18 protein-coding genes are annotated in these 15551 nt (G+C 73.0%); 6 read left to right on the top strand and 12 right to left on the bottom strand.

Annotated features, from left to right (window positions below; translation table 11 throughout):
* Positions 1 to 633 carry a PaaI family thioesterase gene (locus J4709_RS42845; protein WP_208250805.1) on the bottom strand — a complete coding sequence of 211 codons (633 nt, stop codon included), beginning with the start codon at positions 631 to 633 and terminating at the stop codon, positions 1 to 3.
* Between the two features lie 145 nt (positions 634 to 778).
* Between J4709_RS42845 and J4709_RS54095 the strand changes: the two genes are divergently transcribed.
* Positions 779 to 1267: a DUF4870 domain-containing protein gene (locus tag J4709_RS54095; protein ID WP_307802044.1), complete on the top strand. Its 489-nt coding sequence runs from the start codon at positions 779 to 781 to the stop codon at positions 1265 to 1267.
* Positions 1268 to 1274: 7 nt separating this feature from the next.
* Here the strand turns inward: J4709_RS54095 and J4709_RS42835 are convergent, their stop codons facing one another.
* Complete coding sequence (locus tag J4709_RS42835) at positions 1275 to 2099, bottom strand: TIGR03619 family F420-dependent LLM class oxidoreductase (protein WP_208250804.1); 825 nt, start codon at positions 2097 to 2099, stop codon at positions 1275 to 1277.
* Positions 2100 to 2233: 134 nt separating this feature from the next.
* Here J4709_RS42835 and J4709_RS42830 point away from each other — a divergent pair, with 134 nt between their 5' ends.
* Positions 2234 to 2722, top strand: a complete 489-nt coding sequence (locus J4709_RS42830; RefSeq protein ID WP_208250803.1) for a DinB family protein — start codon at positions 2234 to 2236, stop codon at positions 2720 to 2722.
* Between the two features lie 88 nt (positions 2723 to 2810).
* On the opposite strand, the gene J4709_RS42825 is transcribed toward J4709_RS42830, so the two are convergent.
* The 3 genes from J4709_RS42825 to J4709_RS42815 all read right to left on the bottom strand — a co-directional run bounded on the left by J4709_RS42825 (position 2811) and on the right by J4709_RS42815 (position 4075).
* On the bottom strand, positions 2811 to 3005 hold the full coding sequence (locus J4709_RS42825; protein ID WP_208250801.1) for a DUF397 domain-containing protein: 195 nt from the start codon (positions 3003 to 3005) through the stop codon (positions 2811 to 2813).
* A gap of 66 nt (positions 3006 to 3071) precedes the next feature.
* The gene (locus J4709_RS42820) at positions 3072 to 3266 is read right to left on the bottom strand and encodes a DUF397 domain-containing protein (protein ID WP_208250799.1); all 195 of its coding nucleotides are present in this window, start codon (positions 3264 to 3266) and stop codon (positions 3072 to 3074) included.
* Positions 3263 to 4075 carry a helix-turn-helix domain-containing protein gene (locus J4709_RS42815; RefSeq protein ID WP_208250798.1) on the bottom strand — a complete coding sequence of 271 codons (813 nt, stop codon included), beginning with the start codon at positions 4073 to 4075 and terminating at the stop codon, positions 3263 to 3265. The genes J4709_RS42820 and J4709_RS42815 overlap by 4 nt, the downstream gene beginning before the upstream one ends.
* A 108-nt stretch (positions 4076 to 4183) precedes the next feature.
* Between J4709_RS42815 and J4709_RS42810 the strand changes: the two genes are divergently transcribed.
* Positions 4184 to 4609 carry an ATP-binding protein gene (locus J4709_RS42810; RefSeq protein WP_208250797.1) on the top strand — a complete coding sequence of 142 codons (426 nt, stop codon included), beginning with the start codon at positions 4184 to 4186 and terminating at the stop codon, positions 4607 to 4609.
* On the opposite strand, the gene J4709_RS42805 is transcribed toward J4709_RS42810, so the two are convergent.
* Positions 4610 to 5365: a protein phosphatase 2C domain-containing protein gene (locus J4709_RS42805; protein ID WP_208250796.1), complete on the bottom strand. Its 756-nt coding sequence runs from the start codon at positions 5363 to 5365 to the stop codon at positions 4610 to 4612.
* 291 nt (positions 5366 to 5656) lie between these two features.
* Here J4709_RS42805 and J4709_RS42800 point away from each other — a divergent pair, with 291 nt between their 5' ends.
* Positions 5657 to 7129 (top strand): hypothetical protein, encoded by a 1473-nt coding sequence (locus J4709_RS42800; RefSeq protein WP_208250795.1) that lies wholly within the window; start codon positions 5657 to 5659, stop codon positions 7127 to 7129.
* An 88-nt stretch (positions 7130 to 7217) separates the two neighbouring features.
* Here the strand turns inward: J4709_RS42800 and J4709_RS42795 are convergent, their stop codons facing one another.
* The gene (locus J4709_RS42795) at positions 7218 to 7889 is read right to left on the bottom strand and encodes a cyclase family protein (RefSeq protein WP_208250794.1); all 672 of its coding nucleotides are present in this window, start codon (positions 7887 to 7889) and stop codon (positions 7218 to 7220) included.
* 45 nt (positions 7890 to 7934) lie between these two features.
* On the opposite strand from J4709_RS42795, the gene J4709_RS42790 reads away from it, so the two are divergent.
* Both J4709_RS42790 and J4709_RS42785 read left to right on the top strand, forming a co-directional pair.
* Positions 7935 to 8762, top strand: coding sequence for a HipA family kinase (locus J4709_RS42790; protein WP_208250793.1), 828 nt, complete (start codon positions 7935 to 7937; stop codon positions 8760 to 8762).
* Positions 8759 to 9175, top strand: coding sequence for a DUF3037 domain-containing protein (locus tag J4709_RS42785; protein WP_307802043.1), 417 nt, complete (start codon positions 8759 to 8761; stop codon positions 9173 to 9175). Before J4709_RS42790 ends, J4709_RS42785 begins: the two co-directional genes overlap by 4 nt.
* A 1-nt stretch (position 9176) precedes the next feature.
* Here the strand turns inward: J4709_RS42785 and J4709_RS42780 are convergent, their stop codons facing one another.
* The 5 genes from J4709_RS42780 to J4709_RS42760 form a co-directional block, all read right to left on the bottom strand.
* Positions 9177 to 10094 (bottom strand): hypothetical protein, encoded by a 918-nt coding sequence (locus J4709_RS42780; protein WP_208250791.1) that lies wholly within the window; start codon positions 10092 to 10094, stop codon positions 9177 to 9179.
* On the bottom strand, positions 10091 to 10978 hold the full coding sequence (locus J4709_RS42775) for a helix-turn-helix domain-containing protein (protein WP_208250790.1): 888 nt from the start codon (positions 10976 to 10978) through the stop codon (positions 10091 to 10093). The genes J4709_RS42780 and J4709_RS42775 overlap by 4 nt, the downstream gene beginning before the upstream one ends.
* A gap of 112 nt (positions 10979 to 11090) precedes the next feature.
* Positions 11091 to 11933 (bottom strand): GNAT family N-acetyltransferase, encoded by an 843-nt coding sequence (locus J4709_RS42770; protein ID WP_208250867.1) that lies wholly within the window; start codon positions 11931 to 11933, stop codon positions 11091 to 11093.
* Positions 11934 to 12073: 140 nt separating this feature from the next.
* Positions 12074 to 13672, bottom strand: a complete 1599-nt coding sequence (locus J4709_RS42765; RefSeq protein ID WP_208250789.1) for an alpha/beta hydrolase — start codon at positions 13670 to 13672, stop codon at positions 12074 to 12076.
* A 138-nt stretch (positions 13673 to 13810) separates the two neighbouring features.
* Positions 13811 to 15412: an alpha/beta fold hydrolase gene (locus J4709_RS42760; RefSeq protein ID WP_307802042.1), complete on the bottom strand. Its 1602-nt coding sequence runs from the start codon at positions 15410 to 15412 to the stop codon at positions 13811 to 13813.
* Between the last annotated feature and the right edge of the window lie 139 nt (positions 15413 to 15551).

The raw sequence follows: 15551 nt of genomic DNA, 5'->3' as shown, positions 1-15551 counted from the left end.
TCAGCGCTCGTGCACGAGGAAGTGCTGCGGCGTGACGAACATCGCGGTGGCCTCGACGGTGACGCGGCCGTCGGGGCCCGCGATCGTCCCGGACGCGTAGATCTTGCGGCCCTCGACGCGGCTGGCCTTGGCCTCGACGGTCAGCGGGACGCCGAGCGGCGTCGGCCGCCGGTAGCGCAGCTCCAGGGTCGCGGTCATCCCGCCGACGCCCGTCTGCGCGGCGGCCATGCCGAGCGCCTGGTCCAGCACCATCGCCGACATCCCGCCGTGCACGTAGGACGGCGGCCCCTCGTAGACGTCGTTGAGGGTGAACTCGGCGCGGACGATGCCGTCCGCCGTGACGTCGAGGTCGACGGGCGGCGCGATCGGGTTGAGGACGCCGGTGACCGGGTTGCCGCCCTGCCGGTCCATGCGGTGCCCGTCGGTCACGAGGAACGGCGGCGCGTCGCGGCGCACGGCCCGCAGCCGCTCGGTGAGCGCGGCGATCTCGTCCGCGACGGCGCGCGCCTCGCCGACGTCGACGCCGGTGAGGACGGCCGCCTCGGTCAGCTCGCGGACCCGCGCGGCGAGCCCGGCCAGCGGTGCCGCCTCGTCCTCGCCGAGCATGTGCCGTTCGGTGGTCGCCCCGGTCAATTCAGCCTCCTTGTGAGCCGAACGAGATTCTAAAATGCGCGGGCGGGTGCCCGGTGCGCCGGGTCCCGCCCAGCGGGCGGATCACGCGGCCGGGCCCCGCCTATGATTCATCCGACGATCCCGCCCAGGCTCGAAGGAACCCCCCGTGACCGAGCAGCCACCGCCGTACGGCCCCCCGTACGGGCAGCCGCCGGGCCCGCCGCCCGGAGGACAGTACGACCCGCGCTGGGGCTACGGGCCGCCCGGCGTCCCCGGCACCCCGCAGTACGGGCCGCCGCGCAACGACGACAACACCTGGGCGATCTTCGCCTACGTCGGCGTCCTCGTGATCTCGTTCCTCGCGCCACTGATCATCTACCTGGTGAAGAAGCGCGAGTCGCCCTACATCCGGTTCCACTCGGCGCAGGCGCTGAACTTCCAGATCACGCTGATGATCCACCTGCTGGCGGTGGCGGCGCTCTGCGTCCCGCCGGCGATCATCGCCAAGAGCCCCGCCTTCCTGATCCCGATCCTGTTCCCGTACCTGGAGGCACTGATCGGGCAGTGGGTGTTCCTCATCCTCGGCGCGGTCAAGGCCGGCAAGGGCGAGGCCTACCGGTTCCCGACGTTCTTCTGCTTCCGGATGATCCGCTAGCCGCGGCTCACAGGTGGTCGCGGGCGTACCCGTCCAGCACCGGCAGCACCGCGTCCCGGCCGCCTCCCGGGACGCGCAGCACGACCTCCTCGACGCCGATCGAGGCGTAGTAGTCCAGCTTCTCCGCGCTCGGGACCGTCCCGAACGGGACAACGGGGACCATGTCGCGCCCCGCGTCCGCGCAGGCCCGGCGCAGGTCCGGGAGCGCCTCGCGGATGCCGGCGCCGCCGATCGGCATCCACCCGTCCCCGTACTCGGCGATGTGCGCGAACAGCGTCGGCCCGGGCGCGCCGCCGAGCAGGACCGGGACATGCCCGGCGGGCTTCGGCCACGACCAGCTCGGCTCGAAGCTCACGAACTCGCCCGCGAAGGACGCCTCGTCCCGCGTCCACAGCTCCCGCATCGCCAGCACGTGCTCGCGCACCACCGCGCGGCGCCGCTTCCACGGGACGCCGTGGTCGGCGCCCTCCTCGGCGTTCCAGCCGTAGCCGATGCCGAGCGCGACCCGTCCGCCCGCGATCCGGTCCAGCGTCGCGACGGCCTTCGCGGTGACGATCGGCTCGCGCTGCGCGGGCAGCATGATGCCGGTGCCGAGCGTGATCCGCTCCGTCACGGCCGCCGCCGCGGCGAGCGCCACGAACGGGTCGAGCGTCCGCGCGTACTCGGGCGCCAGCGTCAGGTCGCCGGTCGGCGGCGGCGTCTCCCTCGCCACCGGGATGTGCGTGTGCTCGGGGACGTACAGCGACGCGAACCCGCGCTCCTCGGCCTCCCTCGCCAGCTCGTGCGGCGGCATGGTCAGGTCCGTCGCGAACATGGTGATGCCCAGCCGCACAGGGGCTCCTCTCCCTCGGCCCGCGCCGTCCCGCGGTGACCTGCGGCCCCCGAGTTTGCCACGGCGGCAAACTCACGTGCGGTCCGCGGGGTCCCTGGGCGAGGGTGGGTACCCGACCGATCCGTGAGGAGACCATGAACACTCGCAAACGCGACGCCGGGCCGCCGTCGACCGGCCCCGCCGAAAAAGAGGTGCTCGCCGGCTTCCTCGACTACCTGCGCGACGCGGTCGCGGCCAAGGCCGAAGGCGTGCCCGACGCCCAGGGCCGCGCCCCCGGCGTGCCCTCAGGGACGAACCTGCTCGGCCTCGTCAAGCATCTCACCCACGTCGAGAGATGCTGGCTGCTCGGACACGACATCGCGGACTGGCCGGCCACGTTCCACCTCACCCCGGACGACACCGCCGAGACCGTCCTCGCCGCCTACCGGGCGGTCACCGCCGAGGCGAACGAGCGGATCGCCTCCTGGGACGACCTGGAGGAACCGGGCCCCCGCCCGGTCAAGCCCGGCGGCCGCGCACCGTCCCGGCGCTGGACGCTGACCCACCTGATCGAGGAGACCGCCCGCCACGCCGGCCACGCGGACATCCTGCGAGAACTCATCGACAACACCACCGGCCGCTGACCTGGCGGCGCGGAAACGCACGGACGGCGAGGGTCGCGTCGTCGTGGATCTCTCGACGCGGCCACCGCCTCCCCTACGGCGCGGCCCGCTACGGCCGGTCGAGCGCTCCCGCCTTGATCCGCTGAAGCAGGACGCCGAACTGATCGACACCCACGGTCAGCCGCCCGCCACCGGGGTCCTTGGAATCCCGGATGCCGACACCGCCGACCAACCCCGCAACCTCGACGCACATCTCGTCGGTGGAGTTACCGCTGTACGAGCTCTTGCGCCAGTCGGCCTTCACCCGCCACCTCCGACAACTCAGCGATACGGCCTCGCCACGGACCTGCCAATGTTCGCGGGCACCGTGTCAGGGCCGGTCGAGCGCGCCGTGCTTGATCCGTCCCAGCAACATGGCGAACTCCGCGCTCCCCACCTCAAGCCGTCCACCGTCCGGGTCGTTGGAGTCCCTGATGGCGACGCCGCCGACCAGCTCGCCGACCTCAACGCACATCTCGTCGGTGGAGCCGCCGCTGTACGAGCTCTTGCGCCAGTTGATCGTCATGCGAACTCCTTCATGATCTTTTCGATCAGGGCACGGGATTCGCCTTCGGACGAGGCTTTCGCCCCGATCAATTCGAAGTCTATGGCGATCTCGCGAACCTCGGCAGCGTCCTGGACCAGCCGCCCGCCATGGAACGCACCGGTGTAGGCGACGTCTCTGCGCTCCAGGCTCATGACCTGGAACGGCCCGTCCAGCCCGAGGTGCCAGCCGGCCGATCGGGCGATGACGCGGATGCTCACGCCCGGACGCTCCCCCAACTCCAGCAGCCGCCGCAGTTGCGCCCCCATGACCTCGGCCCCTCCCACTGGACGGTCCAGCGCATCCTGACCGAGGAGGACCATCATCAACGGGCAGTCCTCCCTGCCGATGATCAGCTCCTGGCGGGCCATGCGCGCCATGAGCGCCTTCTCGACGTCACCGACGCGAGCCATCGACAGGCCGGCGCGAGCGTAGTCCTCGGTCTGCAGCGGAACGGGAATGACCTGTCCCTGGTAAATGCGGAGGATCCTGGCCTTCGCCTCGTACTCGACACTCTGGCGGAACCAGTCCGGGCTGTGGAGCGAGCGCGCGAAGCCCAGCAGTCGCTGGAAGTGCCCTCCGGTGTCCCATGCCGCGTCCAGAGCCTTCGCCTGGTCCATGTCGATGCAGGCCCGCCCCGCCTCCAGGTTCGAAACATGGGACCGGACACAATTGATGATCTTCCCTACCTGGGTACCGGTGAGACCTCGCTTCTGCCGGTAAAACCGCAGGTCGTAGGCCAGCCAGGCATAGAGCGAGGACGCGGGATCGAGGTCGTCGGCGGCGCTCATGGTCATCTCCCGGGGGTTGAGATGTTTGCCAATACATCCCACTCTAATCACCGACCGCGATCCTGGGAGCACGAAGCGTAAATCTCTCCAGGAAGGGCCGGGTGACCGATGATGACGACACCGGACTGCCTACTGATCCCCATGCTGGCTTCCAAAGCGGCACCGGGCCTCGCGCGGACCCTCGCAAAAACACGCCTGCACAACTGGGGCTTTATGCATATTTCGGACGACGCGTTCCTGATCGCCTCGGAACTGATCACCAATGCCGTGGCGGCCACGCCCGGAAAGGAGATCCGCTTCCAGTTCAGCCGCGACATCGCCGACGTCCTCATCGCGGTGTGGGACGGCAGCACCGCTCAGCCGCAGGCCCGTCCGATGGCCGATGTCACGCTCGACACTCTCGACGTCTCCGAGCAGCACTGGGACGACAACGGCGGCCGCGGCCTCCCGATCGTCGCGGCCCTCGCCGCCGAGTGCGGCCACACCCCCGACCCGTCCGGCGGCAAATGGGTCTGGGCCCGGCTCAAGCCGTGATCAGGGCCGGCCGAAGTCGCAGACGGCGAGGGTCGCGTCATCGTGGATCTTGCGGCGCGGCCACCTCTTGCCCTGCGGGTCGGTGCGCTCGGCCTCGCGGGTCCGGTCGATGACGGCGGCCGGACCTCGCTCCGCGGCCAGCCGCAGGAGACCGCCCCAGTCGGTGGCGCCGAAGGTGTCGGCGAGCCGCGTCGCGCCGTCCGTCAGCATCAGGACGCGGCGCAACTCCCCCACCGGGACCGTCCCGGTGATGGCCGCCTCCGCCGCGCTCGGGTCCGCCCCGGCGTAGTACGGACCACCGGTGATCTCCTCTACCGCGCCGGTGGTGTGCTCCAGAAGGATCGTCGAGTCGGCGAGCACCAGGTAGTCCACCAGGTCGCCCCGGACGCGCAGTGCCAGCACCGTCGCGGCCGGAGTGGTCGGCACCGTCAGGTCGCACGTCGCCCGATGCGCCGCCGCCACGTCCGCGATCGCCCCGGCCAGCCGCGCCACCAGCGGACGCCGCGCCGGGCGGTGCACCCCTTCGGGCGGCGCGACGGGCGGTCCGGCCTGCGGGCCGAGACCCTCCAGCATCCGCGCGAGCAGCCGCGTCCCGAGCGACCGCGCGTACCAGGCCGTGCCGTGCACGCAGCCGAGGTCGGTGCCGAGCGGCAGCCCGCAGCCGTCGAGCACCACCGCGGCCCCGGAGGCGGCCGCCACGAAGTCCTCGTTGAGCCGTTCGGGACTCCCCTGATCCGTCGCCCACGCAACCCGCACCGGGTCTCCCTCCGCCGCATCTCCTCGACCTCCCATCATGTGCGGCCCCCTCCGTGTTGGGAACGGGCCGCTGCCGGTGGGCTCGGCCTGCTGGGGCTACGTGATACCCGGTGCAGGCACGAACCGGCAGCTTGACGAACCTCTGGGCATGCGAAAGGCGGTGACCATCCAGGCCTCGTCCGAGGCCCGCTTGTTGCGCACATGTAGCGCGCTTCCGACTTGATCGGTGGAGAGCCTCGCTCCCCCGCCTATACAGTCCGGAGGATCCGGACAGTCGCAGGTGGAGGCGTAGTGAGCAGCGACGGCTCGAACGACATCTCGACGAGCAGCAGGGCAAGCCTCGACCAGTCCGCCGAGGAGGTGGCGCATACGGCCGCATGGTCGGCGTCGCGGAGCATGGTCCAGTACGGCGTGGCCGTGCCGGACGAGACGTCAGCGCGGTCCGTGGCCGAAGCCCTGGTGGAGCGGGGCCACCGGTGGGTGACCGTGGTCCCGCTTGACCGGCTCCGCCGGCTTCCGAAGGCCGAGCATCTGATCCGCCGGGAGCGGGAGTTCTCCGGGCCCGAACTCGCCGGCTGGTGGCATGCCGGTTCGCTGGTCGACGAGCAGGCGCCGGCCGGCGCACCCCTCACGTACACCGTCGCCGAGACGCTGGACGAGATGTCCCGGCAAGAGCCCGACTCCTACGCGGAGGGCATCCAGCAGGAGCACGAGCGCGCTGCCGTCGAGGCACTGGCCAGGCGGCACGGCGGTTTCGCCGGTTCGGGGTGGACGAGTCTGCGGGCGGGGACGCTGCGCGATCCGGCTTCGCAGCGGCCCGCACCGGAACTGTTCGACCTCGGCGGGCTGGTCGGCGAACTGGACCAGGAGCAGGCGCACGCCGTCCGCCGTTCGGTGACCGCAGGGTTCCCGCCTGGACCGGAGCGGCTGCCCGGCACCGAACGCCTCGAATGCGACGGCGGGGAACGCGAGTACCCACCCCTGCTGGAGTGCGTCCGGAGCGTCGCCGGGCGGCTCCTGGAGAATCGGAGGGACCCGCTCGCCGGGAGCGCCGCGGCATCGCGGAAGCCTTGGGACGCCGCCCTGACGGGGGGAGTCGTCGCCGCATGGAGCGCCGCGGAGGACGATGACTTCGACGACGACGGGGACGTCGGCTTCTGGCTCGAGGAATCGGTGCTGCGCCAGGGGATCTGCTTCCCGCACACCGCGGAAGGCGTCCCACTGCTCGCCGGGCTCGCCGTCCACGACGACGTCCATCCCGCTCACCGCGCCGAGGCGGTCGCCTGCCTGTTCGCGGCGGCGACGGCCGGCCGGCGCACCGCCGCGGCAGAGGCCGACCGGCGCTTCGCGCTGGGACTGTCGATGGACGAGTCGGACGGCGAGCGCGCCGCCCGCCTCGCCACCGAGGCGACCGCCCCCGGGCTGCTGAGCCGCTGGGACCGCGAGGGCGAGGCGATGCGGTTCGCACTGGCCGCGCTGACGGCGGCGTGCCCGGCCGCGGCGGCGTCGACCGGCGCGATCGAGGGCGTCCGCGGTCTGGCCGCCCGGTGGACCGGGAGGCCGCGGGCCGACACACTGCAGCTGCTGCTCGCCCTCGCCGAGGACGAAACGAGCGAAATCAGCGCCGCGTTGAACGGCTACCTCCAGCGCGCTCACCGGCGTCCAGGCGAGGTTCCCAGCCCCCATGCACCGGCGCGCGGCGCAGCGCTCGAGCTGCTCAACGGCCAGGTCCGCAAAGAGGTCATGGGCCTCGGCCCTCTGTGACAGGCGCGCGGCCACGCCGCGGACCGCATTCCCGCCAGGCATCAAGCTCGCCGACCCACCATGACGACGCCACTCGTCCTGGGGGCTTTCAGGGCGTTCCGAGGTGGGCTATGGCGCGGACTGGGGCGCCGTCGGCGGCGGTGAGGGGGAGCGGGAAGAGGGAGACGTCGATGGGGCGGCCCTCCGCCTGTGCGGCGACGAGCGGGCCCAGGCCGGTGAGGTTCTCGGCTATGACGGCGCCGGCGCCGCAGAGGACGCGGTGGGCGGCGAGGGAGAAGTCGTCCGAGCCGGGCGGCGGGGTCCGGTCGGCGGAGAGGGCGTCGATGCCGACCGTGCGGACGCCCGCGGCGACGATCGCCTCGGCGGTCTCCGGCGACGGGTACGGGTGCGCGAGGTAGTCGTCGGTTCCCCAGTGGGACGACCAGCCGGTCGCGATGAGGAGCACGACGCCGGGGGCCAGGCCGTCCGGGAGCAGGTCCGGGGTGATGGGCGTACGGGACGCGAGGCCACGCGCGTCCATGACGACGGCCGGGCCGGTGAAGCGGCTGAGGGGCAGCTCGTCGAGGCGGGGCAGCGCGTCGTCGATGTGGAACGGGGCGTCCACGTGGGTGCCGGTCTGCGATCCCATGTGCAGCCGCAGGACGTTCACGCCCGAGTCCGCGACCGTGAGCGCGGGGACCGCCTCCACTTCGGGGTCGCCCGGGTACACCGGCATTCCGGTCGTGATCGGGACGGACAGGTCGAGCAGCTCAGCGGCCATGCCGCCGATTATCCCGGGCCCGCGCGCACCCGGTAGCGTTGCGGCGTGTTGCCACATGTGACCGCCATCCGTTACGTGACGCCGCTGCGCGAGGGCGGGTCGCTGCCGGGCGTCGTCGAGGCCGACGACCTCGGCACCTACGTCATGAAGTTCCACGGCGCCGGGCAGGGCCGCAAGGCGCTGATCGCCGAGGTGGTCGCGGGCGAGCTGGCGCGGCGGCTCGGCTTCCGGGTGCCCGACCAGGTGCTCATCGACCTCGACCCGGCGATCGGCCGGCACGAGCCCGACCCCGACGTGCAGGACCTGCTGAAGGCCAGCCCCGGCTGGAACCTCGGCGTCGACTTCCTGCCCGGTTCGCTCGGGTTCGACCCGCTCGGCTGGCGGCCGGACCGGCTGTTCGCGTCGCGGGTGCTGTGGCTGGACGCGTTCATCGGCAACGTCGACCGGAGCTGGCGCAACCCGAACATGCTGGTCTGGCACGGGGACGTGTGGCTGATCGACCACGGCGCGAGCCTCATCTTCCACCACGCGTGGGCGAACGCCGCGCGGCTGTTCTCCGGCCCGTACGACGTGGACGACCATGTGCTGACGCCGTTCGCGACGCGGCTGGAGGAGGCGGAGTCGGAGCTGGCTCCGCAGATCACCGAGGGTCTGCTGCGGGAGGTGACCGCGCTGGTGCCCGACCTGTGGCTGGAGAACGAGCCCGGGTTCGCCGGCCCGCAGGAGGTGCGCGACGCGTACGTGGACATTCTGCTGCCGCGGGCCGGGAAGCCCCGCGACTGGCTGCCCGACCTGGACGTCAGCGGCCACCGGCCGGACACCGGGACGCGGCGCGGCGAGAACCGTCCGGGCTGGCTGGGCGGTCCCGCGTGAGCGACGTCCCGAAGAGCAACATCCGGACGGCCGGCGAGCCGACCGTGTTCGAGTACGCGGCGCTGCGCGTCGTGCCCAGGGTCGAGCGCGGCGAGAGCATGAACGTGGGCGTGGTGGTGTACTGCCGCGCGCTGGACTACCTCGGCTGCCGCACCCACCTGGACGAGCGCCGGCTGCTCGCGCTCGACCCGTCGCTGGACCTGGAGGGCGTGCGGTCCGCGCTGAAGGGCGTGGACGCGATCTGCTGCGGCGGCGAGCGCGCCGGGCAGGCCGCGAAGGAGGCGCCGGGCGCGCGGTTCCGGTGGCTGACGGCGCCGCGCAGCACGATCGTCCAGCCGGGCCCGGTGCACGCCGGCCTCACCGGCGACCCGGCGGCCGAGCTCGACCGGCTGCTCGGCCTCCTCGTCACGTGAGCTAGGACCACTCCCAGCGGATGCCGTGGTACCCGGCCGGCATGCCGAACTCGATGAAGTGGACGTTGTGGTAGCTGGACAGCCGCAGGTCCGCGGCGTCCTCCAGGGCGGTCTGGCCGTCGGGGCGCCACGTCCGGTAGCAGCGGGCGGGCAGCGCGGCCGGGTGGAAGCTCACCTCGATGAGGTACTCGTGCTGCGGGGTGCGGAACCCGCGGCCCTCCTCGGTGGCGGGCGGGCCGCCCTCGCCGAACCCGAAGCCGTACTCCAGCAGGTACGTCTCGCCGCTGCCGAGCGCCCGGTCGAACAGCAGCTCGGCGGCGATGAGCCCGCCGGCGGCGTCCATCCGGACGCGGCCGAACCGGCAGCCGCGCGCGGTCCGCGACGTCGGCAGCGCGCCGTGCGGGTTGTGGTAGACGGCGATCCACCGGTCGACGCCGCGCCGCTGCGCCTGGAACACCGCGCGGGTGCGGACCTCGCGCAGCTCCCGGCGGCGGCCGACGACGTGCTGGTCGTGCAGGCTGAGCCCGGTGAGCCGGCGTTCGCCGCCGTCGCCGATCTCGTCCAGCAGGTCGCGGACGCCGGGCTCGGGGCACAGCTCCTCGATCGGCGGCCACGGCCCGGCCGGGCGCTCGGCGTTCGGCTTGAGCAGGGTGAGCATGGAGTGCCGCGGCAGTTCGAGGATGACCTCCAGGCCGCGGACGGCGCGCAGCGACCCGGCGCGTTCGGGGCGGGTCCGGCCGCGCTGCCAGTAGCTGAGCGTGGACAGGCTGACGGCGATGCCCTGCGCCTCCAGCCGACGGCGCAGCGCGTCGAGGCTGAGGCCGCGGGCCTGGATCGCGGCGTGCAGCGCCACGTTGAAGGGCCCGTACCGCAGGACCTGGAGGAGGTCGTCGTCAGGGGCGCTCTGCGCTGCGGTCACTGCCACTCCCACTCGACTCCGACGATGCCGTGCCGGACGGGCCCGGCCGCGATGTTCGCGCTCCCCGACGTGCCGATCCACAGTTCGCCGAGGCGGCGCCGCGGCGCCAGCGGCCCGTCTGCGGTGAAGCCGTAGCAGCGGGCGGGCAGCCGCCCCGCGGCGAACTGGACGACCGCGACGTAGTCGTGCACGGGCCGGGAGAAGCGCCGGTCGTAGCCGTCCGGCGGCGCGGCGGGGCCCGCGCCGGACGGCCGCAGCTCGTACTCGATGACCGCGGTGTCCCCGGCCGCGAGGACGCGGTCGAAGACCAGCTCGAACGCCATCAGCCCGCCGCCGGCGCGGACCCGGCCGGGCCGGCAGTACCGGGCCGAGGACAGCTCCGCCGGGGCGCCGTCCGGCGGCTCGTCCGGGCCCGTCCGGTGGACGCAGACGACGCGGTCGACGTCGTCGCCGGACGCGCGCAGCACCGCGCGGACCGACAGCGCCCAGCGGGGGCCGCCCTCGTCGAGCCGGTAGACGTCGTGGACGCTGAGCCGTTCGAGCCGGTGGTCCCCGGACCGGTCGAGCTGCCCGACGAGGTCGGCGTACCGCTGCGGGTCGGGCCACAGCTCGCCCGCGGCGACCGCGGTCGCTCCGGGGCGCGGCGGGACGGGCGCGGGCGCGGCCTCGTCCAAGGGTCCGGTCAGCGTGCCGGGCGGCACGTCGAGGACCTCTTCCAGGAGCGCGACGGCGGCGCGGGAGCGGGGGCGGCTGCGGCCGCGCTGCCAGTAGCTGAGCGTGGCCACGCTGACGGCCAGCCCGCGCCGGCCGAGCCGGTGGCGGATCCGCTCCAGGGTCAGCCCGCTCGCCTGGACGGCCTGCCGGAACGCCACGGCGAACTCCACGGCCGGATCGTACCGGCCGATCCGGCGCCGAGTCAGGCATCCAGCGCAGATCCGGCACGCACCGACAAGTCCGGCGACTCCGGCGCCGCAAGGCGAGGGGAACGGCCGGCGGCTAGAACAGGATCGACATGAACGAGCCGTGCTCGGCGAAGCCGACCCGGCGGTAGGCGGCCCGCGCCCGCGTGTTGTAGTCGTTGACGTACAGCGACACCGTCGGCGCGATGCCGCGCAGCGCCTCCCGCACGACCGCCGACATGCCCGCCACCGACAGGCCCTGCCCGCGCAGGTCCGGCGGCACCCACACGCCCTGCACCTGGCACGCGCGCGGGGTGACGGCGCCGACCTCCGCCTTGAACATCACCCGGCCGTCCTCGATCCGGGCGAACGCGCGGCCGTCGCGGATCAGCTCGGCGACCCGCGCCCGGTACAGCACTCCCCCGTCGCCGCTGTTCGGGGAGACGCCGACCTCCTCGGTGAACATCGCGACGCAGGCCGGGTAGAGGACGTCGAACTCCTCCATCCGCACCCGGCGGACGCCGGGGTCGGCCGGCACGTCCGGGACGGCGGAGGTCGCCATCACCGGCTGCGCCGCGCGGACGGCCCGGGGCGGTCCCCAGTACGGCGCGAGGATCTCCCACAGGTCGCCGACCGCGCCGACCGGCCCGACGATCGACGAGCAGCGGCGGCCCTGCGCCTGCGCCCGCTCGGCGAACGCGCGGACCGCCTCCGGCCCGGCGGCGACCGGGATCAGGTTGGCGCCCGAGTAGCACAGCGCGGACAGTCGGCCGTCGCGCAGGTAGCCCCACATCTGGGCGCCGAGGCGGCGCGGGTCGAGCCCGGCCGCGTGCACGCGGGAGCCGACGAACACGTTGGCCACCGGGTCGGCGTCGAGGATCGCGAGCGCCTCCGCGCGGTACCGGTCGTCGAGGACCCGTACCGGCAGCGACCCCAGCATGCGCACGGCTACCGGCCCCCCGGCGAGGCCGGGCCGCGCCCGGCTCGGCCCGGCGCGGCGTACTGCACTGTCAGCACCACGCTGACAAGCCTATGACGTCCCGGCGCCTCGTACCTCCACCGGCTCCCCCACCGGCGGTTTCACTTGTGGGTGGCGGTGTGGTGGGACCTGCCGTGCTTGGTGGCGGAGCTCGGCTCGGGCGGCGCCGGGGCCTTGCAGGTGGCGTCCGGGCCCGGCCGGTCCTTCGGCAGGGCGCCCTTGCCGAGGTAGGCGGCGACCTTGCGGTCGATGCACTTGTCGCCCGACAGCGTCACCCCGTGGTTGCCGCCTCCGGCCTGGACGAGCAGCCGGGACGTGGGGAAGAGGCGGTGCGTCTCGAGCGCGCCCGGGTACGGGGTGGCGGCGTCCTCGGTGCCCTGCACCAGCAGCATCGGCGCGAGCGACGACCCCGCCCCCACCCGCGGCGGCGGCCCGCCGGGCACGCCCCAGAACGCGCAGGGCGCGTTGTACCAGGTGTTGCTCCAGGTCTCGAACTTGTAGCCCTCGTGGTACAGGCGTTCGCTGTCGCCGTGCCAGCGCTGCCAGTCGCGCGGCCAGGCCGCGTCGCGGCACTGGACGGCGCTGTAGACGGCGTAGTTGTTCTGGTCGAGCCACGACGGCGGCTGCCACGCCTTGCGGAGCGGGCCCGGGTCGTGCCGGACGGCGTACGCCGACAGCGCGGCGGCGTGCGCGGCCCAGCCGTAGTCGCCGTAGCCGTCGGCGAGGAAGGTGTCGTCCAGCTCGTCCGCGCCGATCCTGCCGTCGATCGGCTTGGCCTTCAGCGCGGCGCGGGCGCGGTCGTAGGCGCCGGCGACCTGGCCCTCGCTGCGTCCGAGCTTGTAGATCGCGTGGTGCCGGGCGACCCAGGTGAAGAACGCCTTGATCCGCTTCTCGAAGGCGACGTTCTGGTCGATGTTGTCGCCGTACCAGACGCCGCTGGGCTTGACGACGCTGTCGAGCACCATGCGGCGGACGCGGCCGGGATACGTCGAGGCGTACACGGCGCCGAGGTAGGTGCCGTAGGAGTAGCCGAAGTAGTTGATCTTCTTCTGGTGCAGCGCGCGCCGGATCGCGTCCATGTCGCGCACCCAGTCGGCGGTCCCCATGTGCGGCAGGACCGTGCGGTACCGCTTGACGCAGTCGCGGGCGTAGGCGCGGGCCCGCTGCTTCCACGCCCGTTCGGCCGCGGCGTTCTCCGGGACGCTGTCGGGACGGGCGCGCCCCGGGTCCTGGTAGCTCTTGCCGCACACCAGCGCGGGCCGGCTCGCGCCCACGCCGCGCGGGTCGAACCCGATCCAGTCGTAGGACGCGGCGACGCTCCGCGGCATCGCCGCGTGGAAGACGCCCGCGAGGTCGCGGCCGTGCGCGCCGGGCCCGCCGCGGTTGAGCAGCACGACGCCCTGGCTCTTCTTCGCGGTGTGCCGGGCGCGGGACAGCGCCAGGGTGATCTGCTCGCCGCCGGGATGCGCGTAGTCGAGCGGCACCCGCAGCGTCGCGCACTGCAGGCCCTTGAGGCGGCCGCCCTCGACCGGGTCCTTGGCGGGGCAGGCGTGCCAGGCGAGCCCGGAGGGCCGGGGCGCGGGGTCGGGACCGGGCCGTGCGGGGGCGGCGGACGCGGGGGCCGCTGCGGCGCCGGCGACGGCGAGGGTGACGGCGGCGGCCGTCCCGGCGGCGGCCCTTCTTCCAGCGTGGTTCAGCACCCCCGCTTTCTACCTGCGCGCCCGCGCGCGTCGCGGGAACCGCGGGGTTCGCGCGATTCCGCCCGAAAACGGATCTCGCGGCGTGCCCGTCCGCCAAGGGACGGGCACGCCGCGAGCGTCACGCGGTGAAGCGGGGCGTTACCGCCGGCCGACCGGCAGGTCCTTGCCCGGGACGGCGCCGGCGGCCTTGGCCGTCATCGCCGTCGGGTTCGGGTCGTTCAGCGCCGGGACGGCGTTGCAGTAGGCGTCCGCGCCCTTGCTGCTCTTCGGCAGCGCGCCGTTGTCGAGGTAGGCGGCGACCTTGTCGTCCAGGCACGCGTTGCCGTTCAGCGTGTTGGCGTGGGTCTTGCCGCCGACCTCGAGGACGAGCCGCGAGGACGGGAACACCTTGTGCATGTTGTAGCCGCCGGCGACCGGGGTCGCGGCGTCCTGCGACGACTGCACCAGCAGCATGCCGGGCAGGCTCTTGCTCGCCTTCAGCTTCAGCGCGGGCCCGCCCTGGAACGGCCAGAACGCGGCGGGCGCGTTGAACCAGACGTTGCTCCACGTGTTGAAGTGGTAGCCCTGCTTGTAGAGCTTGGCCGCGTCGTTGTGCCACTTGTTCCAGTTGTGCGGCCACTTGGCGTCGGCCGCCTGGACGGCGTTGTAGGTGACGAAGTCGTTGTCCTCGCCGCCGGTGTTCAGCCAGTCGAGCAGGCCCGAGGCGTCCTTCTTGTTCGCCCAGTCCGACAGGGCCTGCGCGAACGGGATGTAGTAGCCGGTGTTGTAGCCGGCGGTGAGGACGATGTCGTCCAGCTCGTCCGGGCCGATCTTGCCGGCGATCGGGGACTTCTTCGCCGCGGCGCGGATCGCGTAGTACTTGGCCTCGACGGCCTTCTCGGACTTGCCGAGGTTGTAGACCGAGTCCCACTTGCCGGTCCACGCCCACCAGGACTTCATGTTCCGCTCGAACGCCTTGTCCTGCTCGAGCTGGGCGTCGTACCAGACCGTCTTCGGGTTGACGTTGCCGTCCAGGACCATGTGCTTCACGCGGTTCGGGAACAGCGTGGCGTAGGTCGCGCCGTAGTAGGTGCCGTAGGAGAAGCCGTACCAGCTGAGCTTCTGCTGGCCGAGCGCGGCGCGGATGGTGTCGACGTCGCGGGCGGCGTCGGTGGTGCGCATGTGCGGCAGCATCCAGCCCCACTTGCGCTGGCAGTCCTGCGCGTACTTCTTGGCCTTGGCCTTCCAGACGGCCTCTTCCTTGGCCGAGTGCGGGACGTAGTCCGGCCGCACCGGGTCGTACCAGGTCTTGTCGCAGCTCAGCGACGGCTGGCTGGACCCGACGCCGCGGGGGTCGAAGCCGATGATGTCGTACTTGGCGGCGGTGGCGGCGTGGCCGACGCCGCCCATCCAGCGCGCCAGGGCGGGCGCGTACTCGATGCCGGTGCCGCCGGGGCCGCCCGGGTTGACGAACAGCACGCCCTGGTAGTTCTTGTCGTCGGTGTGCTTGTAGCGCGACACCGCGATGGAGATCTTGCGGCCGTTCGGGTGCCGGTAGTCGAGCGGCACCTTGACCTGGGCGCACTGGGCCTTGTTCATCGGGTCGTCCGGCCCGGTGACCTCGCACTTGCCCCAGTTGATGCCGCTCGCCGCGACCAGGCCGGCCCCGGACGGGCCGGTGGCGGCGTTCGCGGAGACGGCGGCGACGGTGCCGCCGGCCGCCACGGCGGCGGCGGCCGTGACGATGACGATCCTCTTCACTTGACCCCCTCGGATCGGCGGCTCCGGAGCCCCGGTCGGGCTCGGAGGGGGGAGCAGCGCCGATGATGCGGATGCGTGAGTTGCGTGGAGATTGTGGCGGTTCTGGGCGATATGGCGGGAGAGTCGTTCGCGACCAGAT

Source organism: Actinomadura violacea (assembly GCF_017573465.1).
Classification (GTDB): domain Bacteria; phylum Actinomycetota; class Actinomycetes; order Streptosporangiales; family Streptosporangiaceae; genus Spirillospora; species Spirillospora violacea.
This window is presented reverse-complemented; position numbering and strand designations above follow the sequence as displayed.

Excerpts from the sequence above, each read along its gene's own strand:
- J4709_RS42830 (WP_208250803.1), top strand. The coding sequence starts at position 2,234 with ATGAACACTCGCAAACGCGACGCCGGGCCGCCGTCGACCGGCCCCGCC.
- J4709_RS42820 (WP_208250799.1), bottom strand. The coding sequence starts at position 3,266 with ATGACGATCAACTGGCGCAAGAGCTCGTACAGCGGCGGCTCCACCGAC.
- J4709_RS42815 (WP_208250798.1), bottom strand. The coding sequence starts at position 4,075 with ATGAGCGCCGCCGACGACCTCGATCCCGCGTCCTCGCTCTATGCCTGG.
- J4709_RS42810 (WP_208250797.1), top strand. The coding sequence starts at position 4,184 with ATGATGACGACACCGGACTGCCTACTGATCCCCATGCTGGCTTCCAAA.
- J4709_RS42795 (WP_208250794.1), bottom strand. The coding sequence starts at position 7,889 with ATGGCCGCTGAGCTGCTCGACCTGTCCGTCCCGATCACGACCGGAATG.
- J4709_RS42770 (WP_208250867.1), bottom strand. The coding sequence starts at position 11,933 with ATGCTGGGGTCGCTGCCGGTACGGGTCCTCGACGACCGGTACCGCGCG.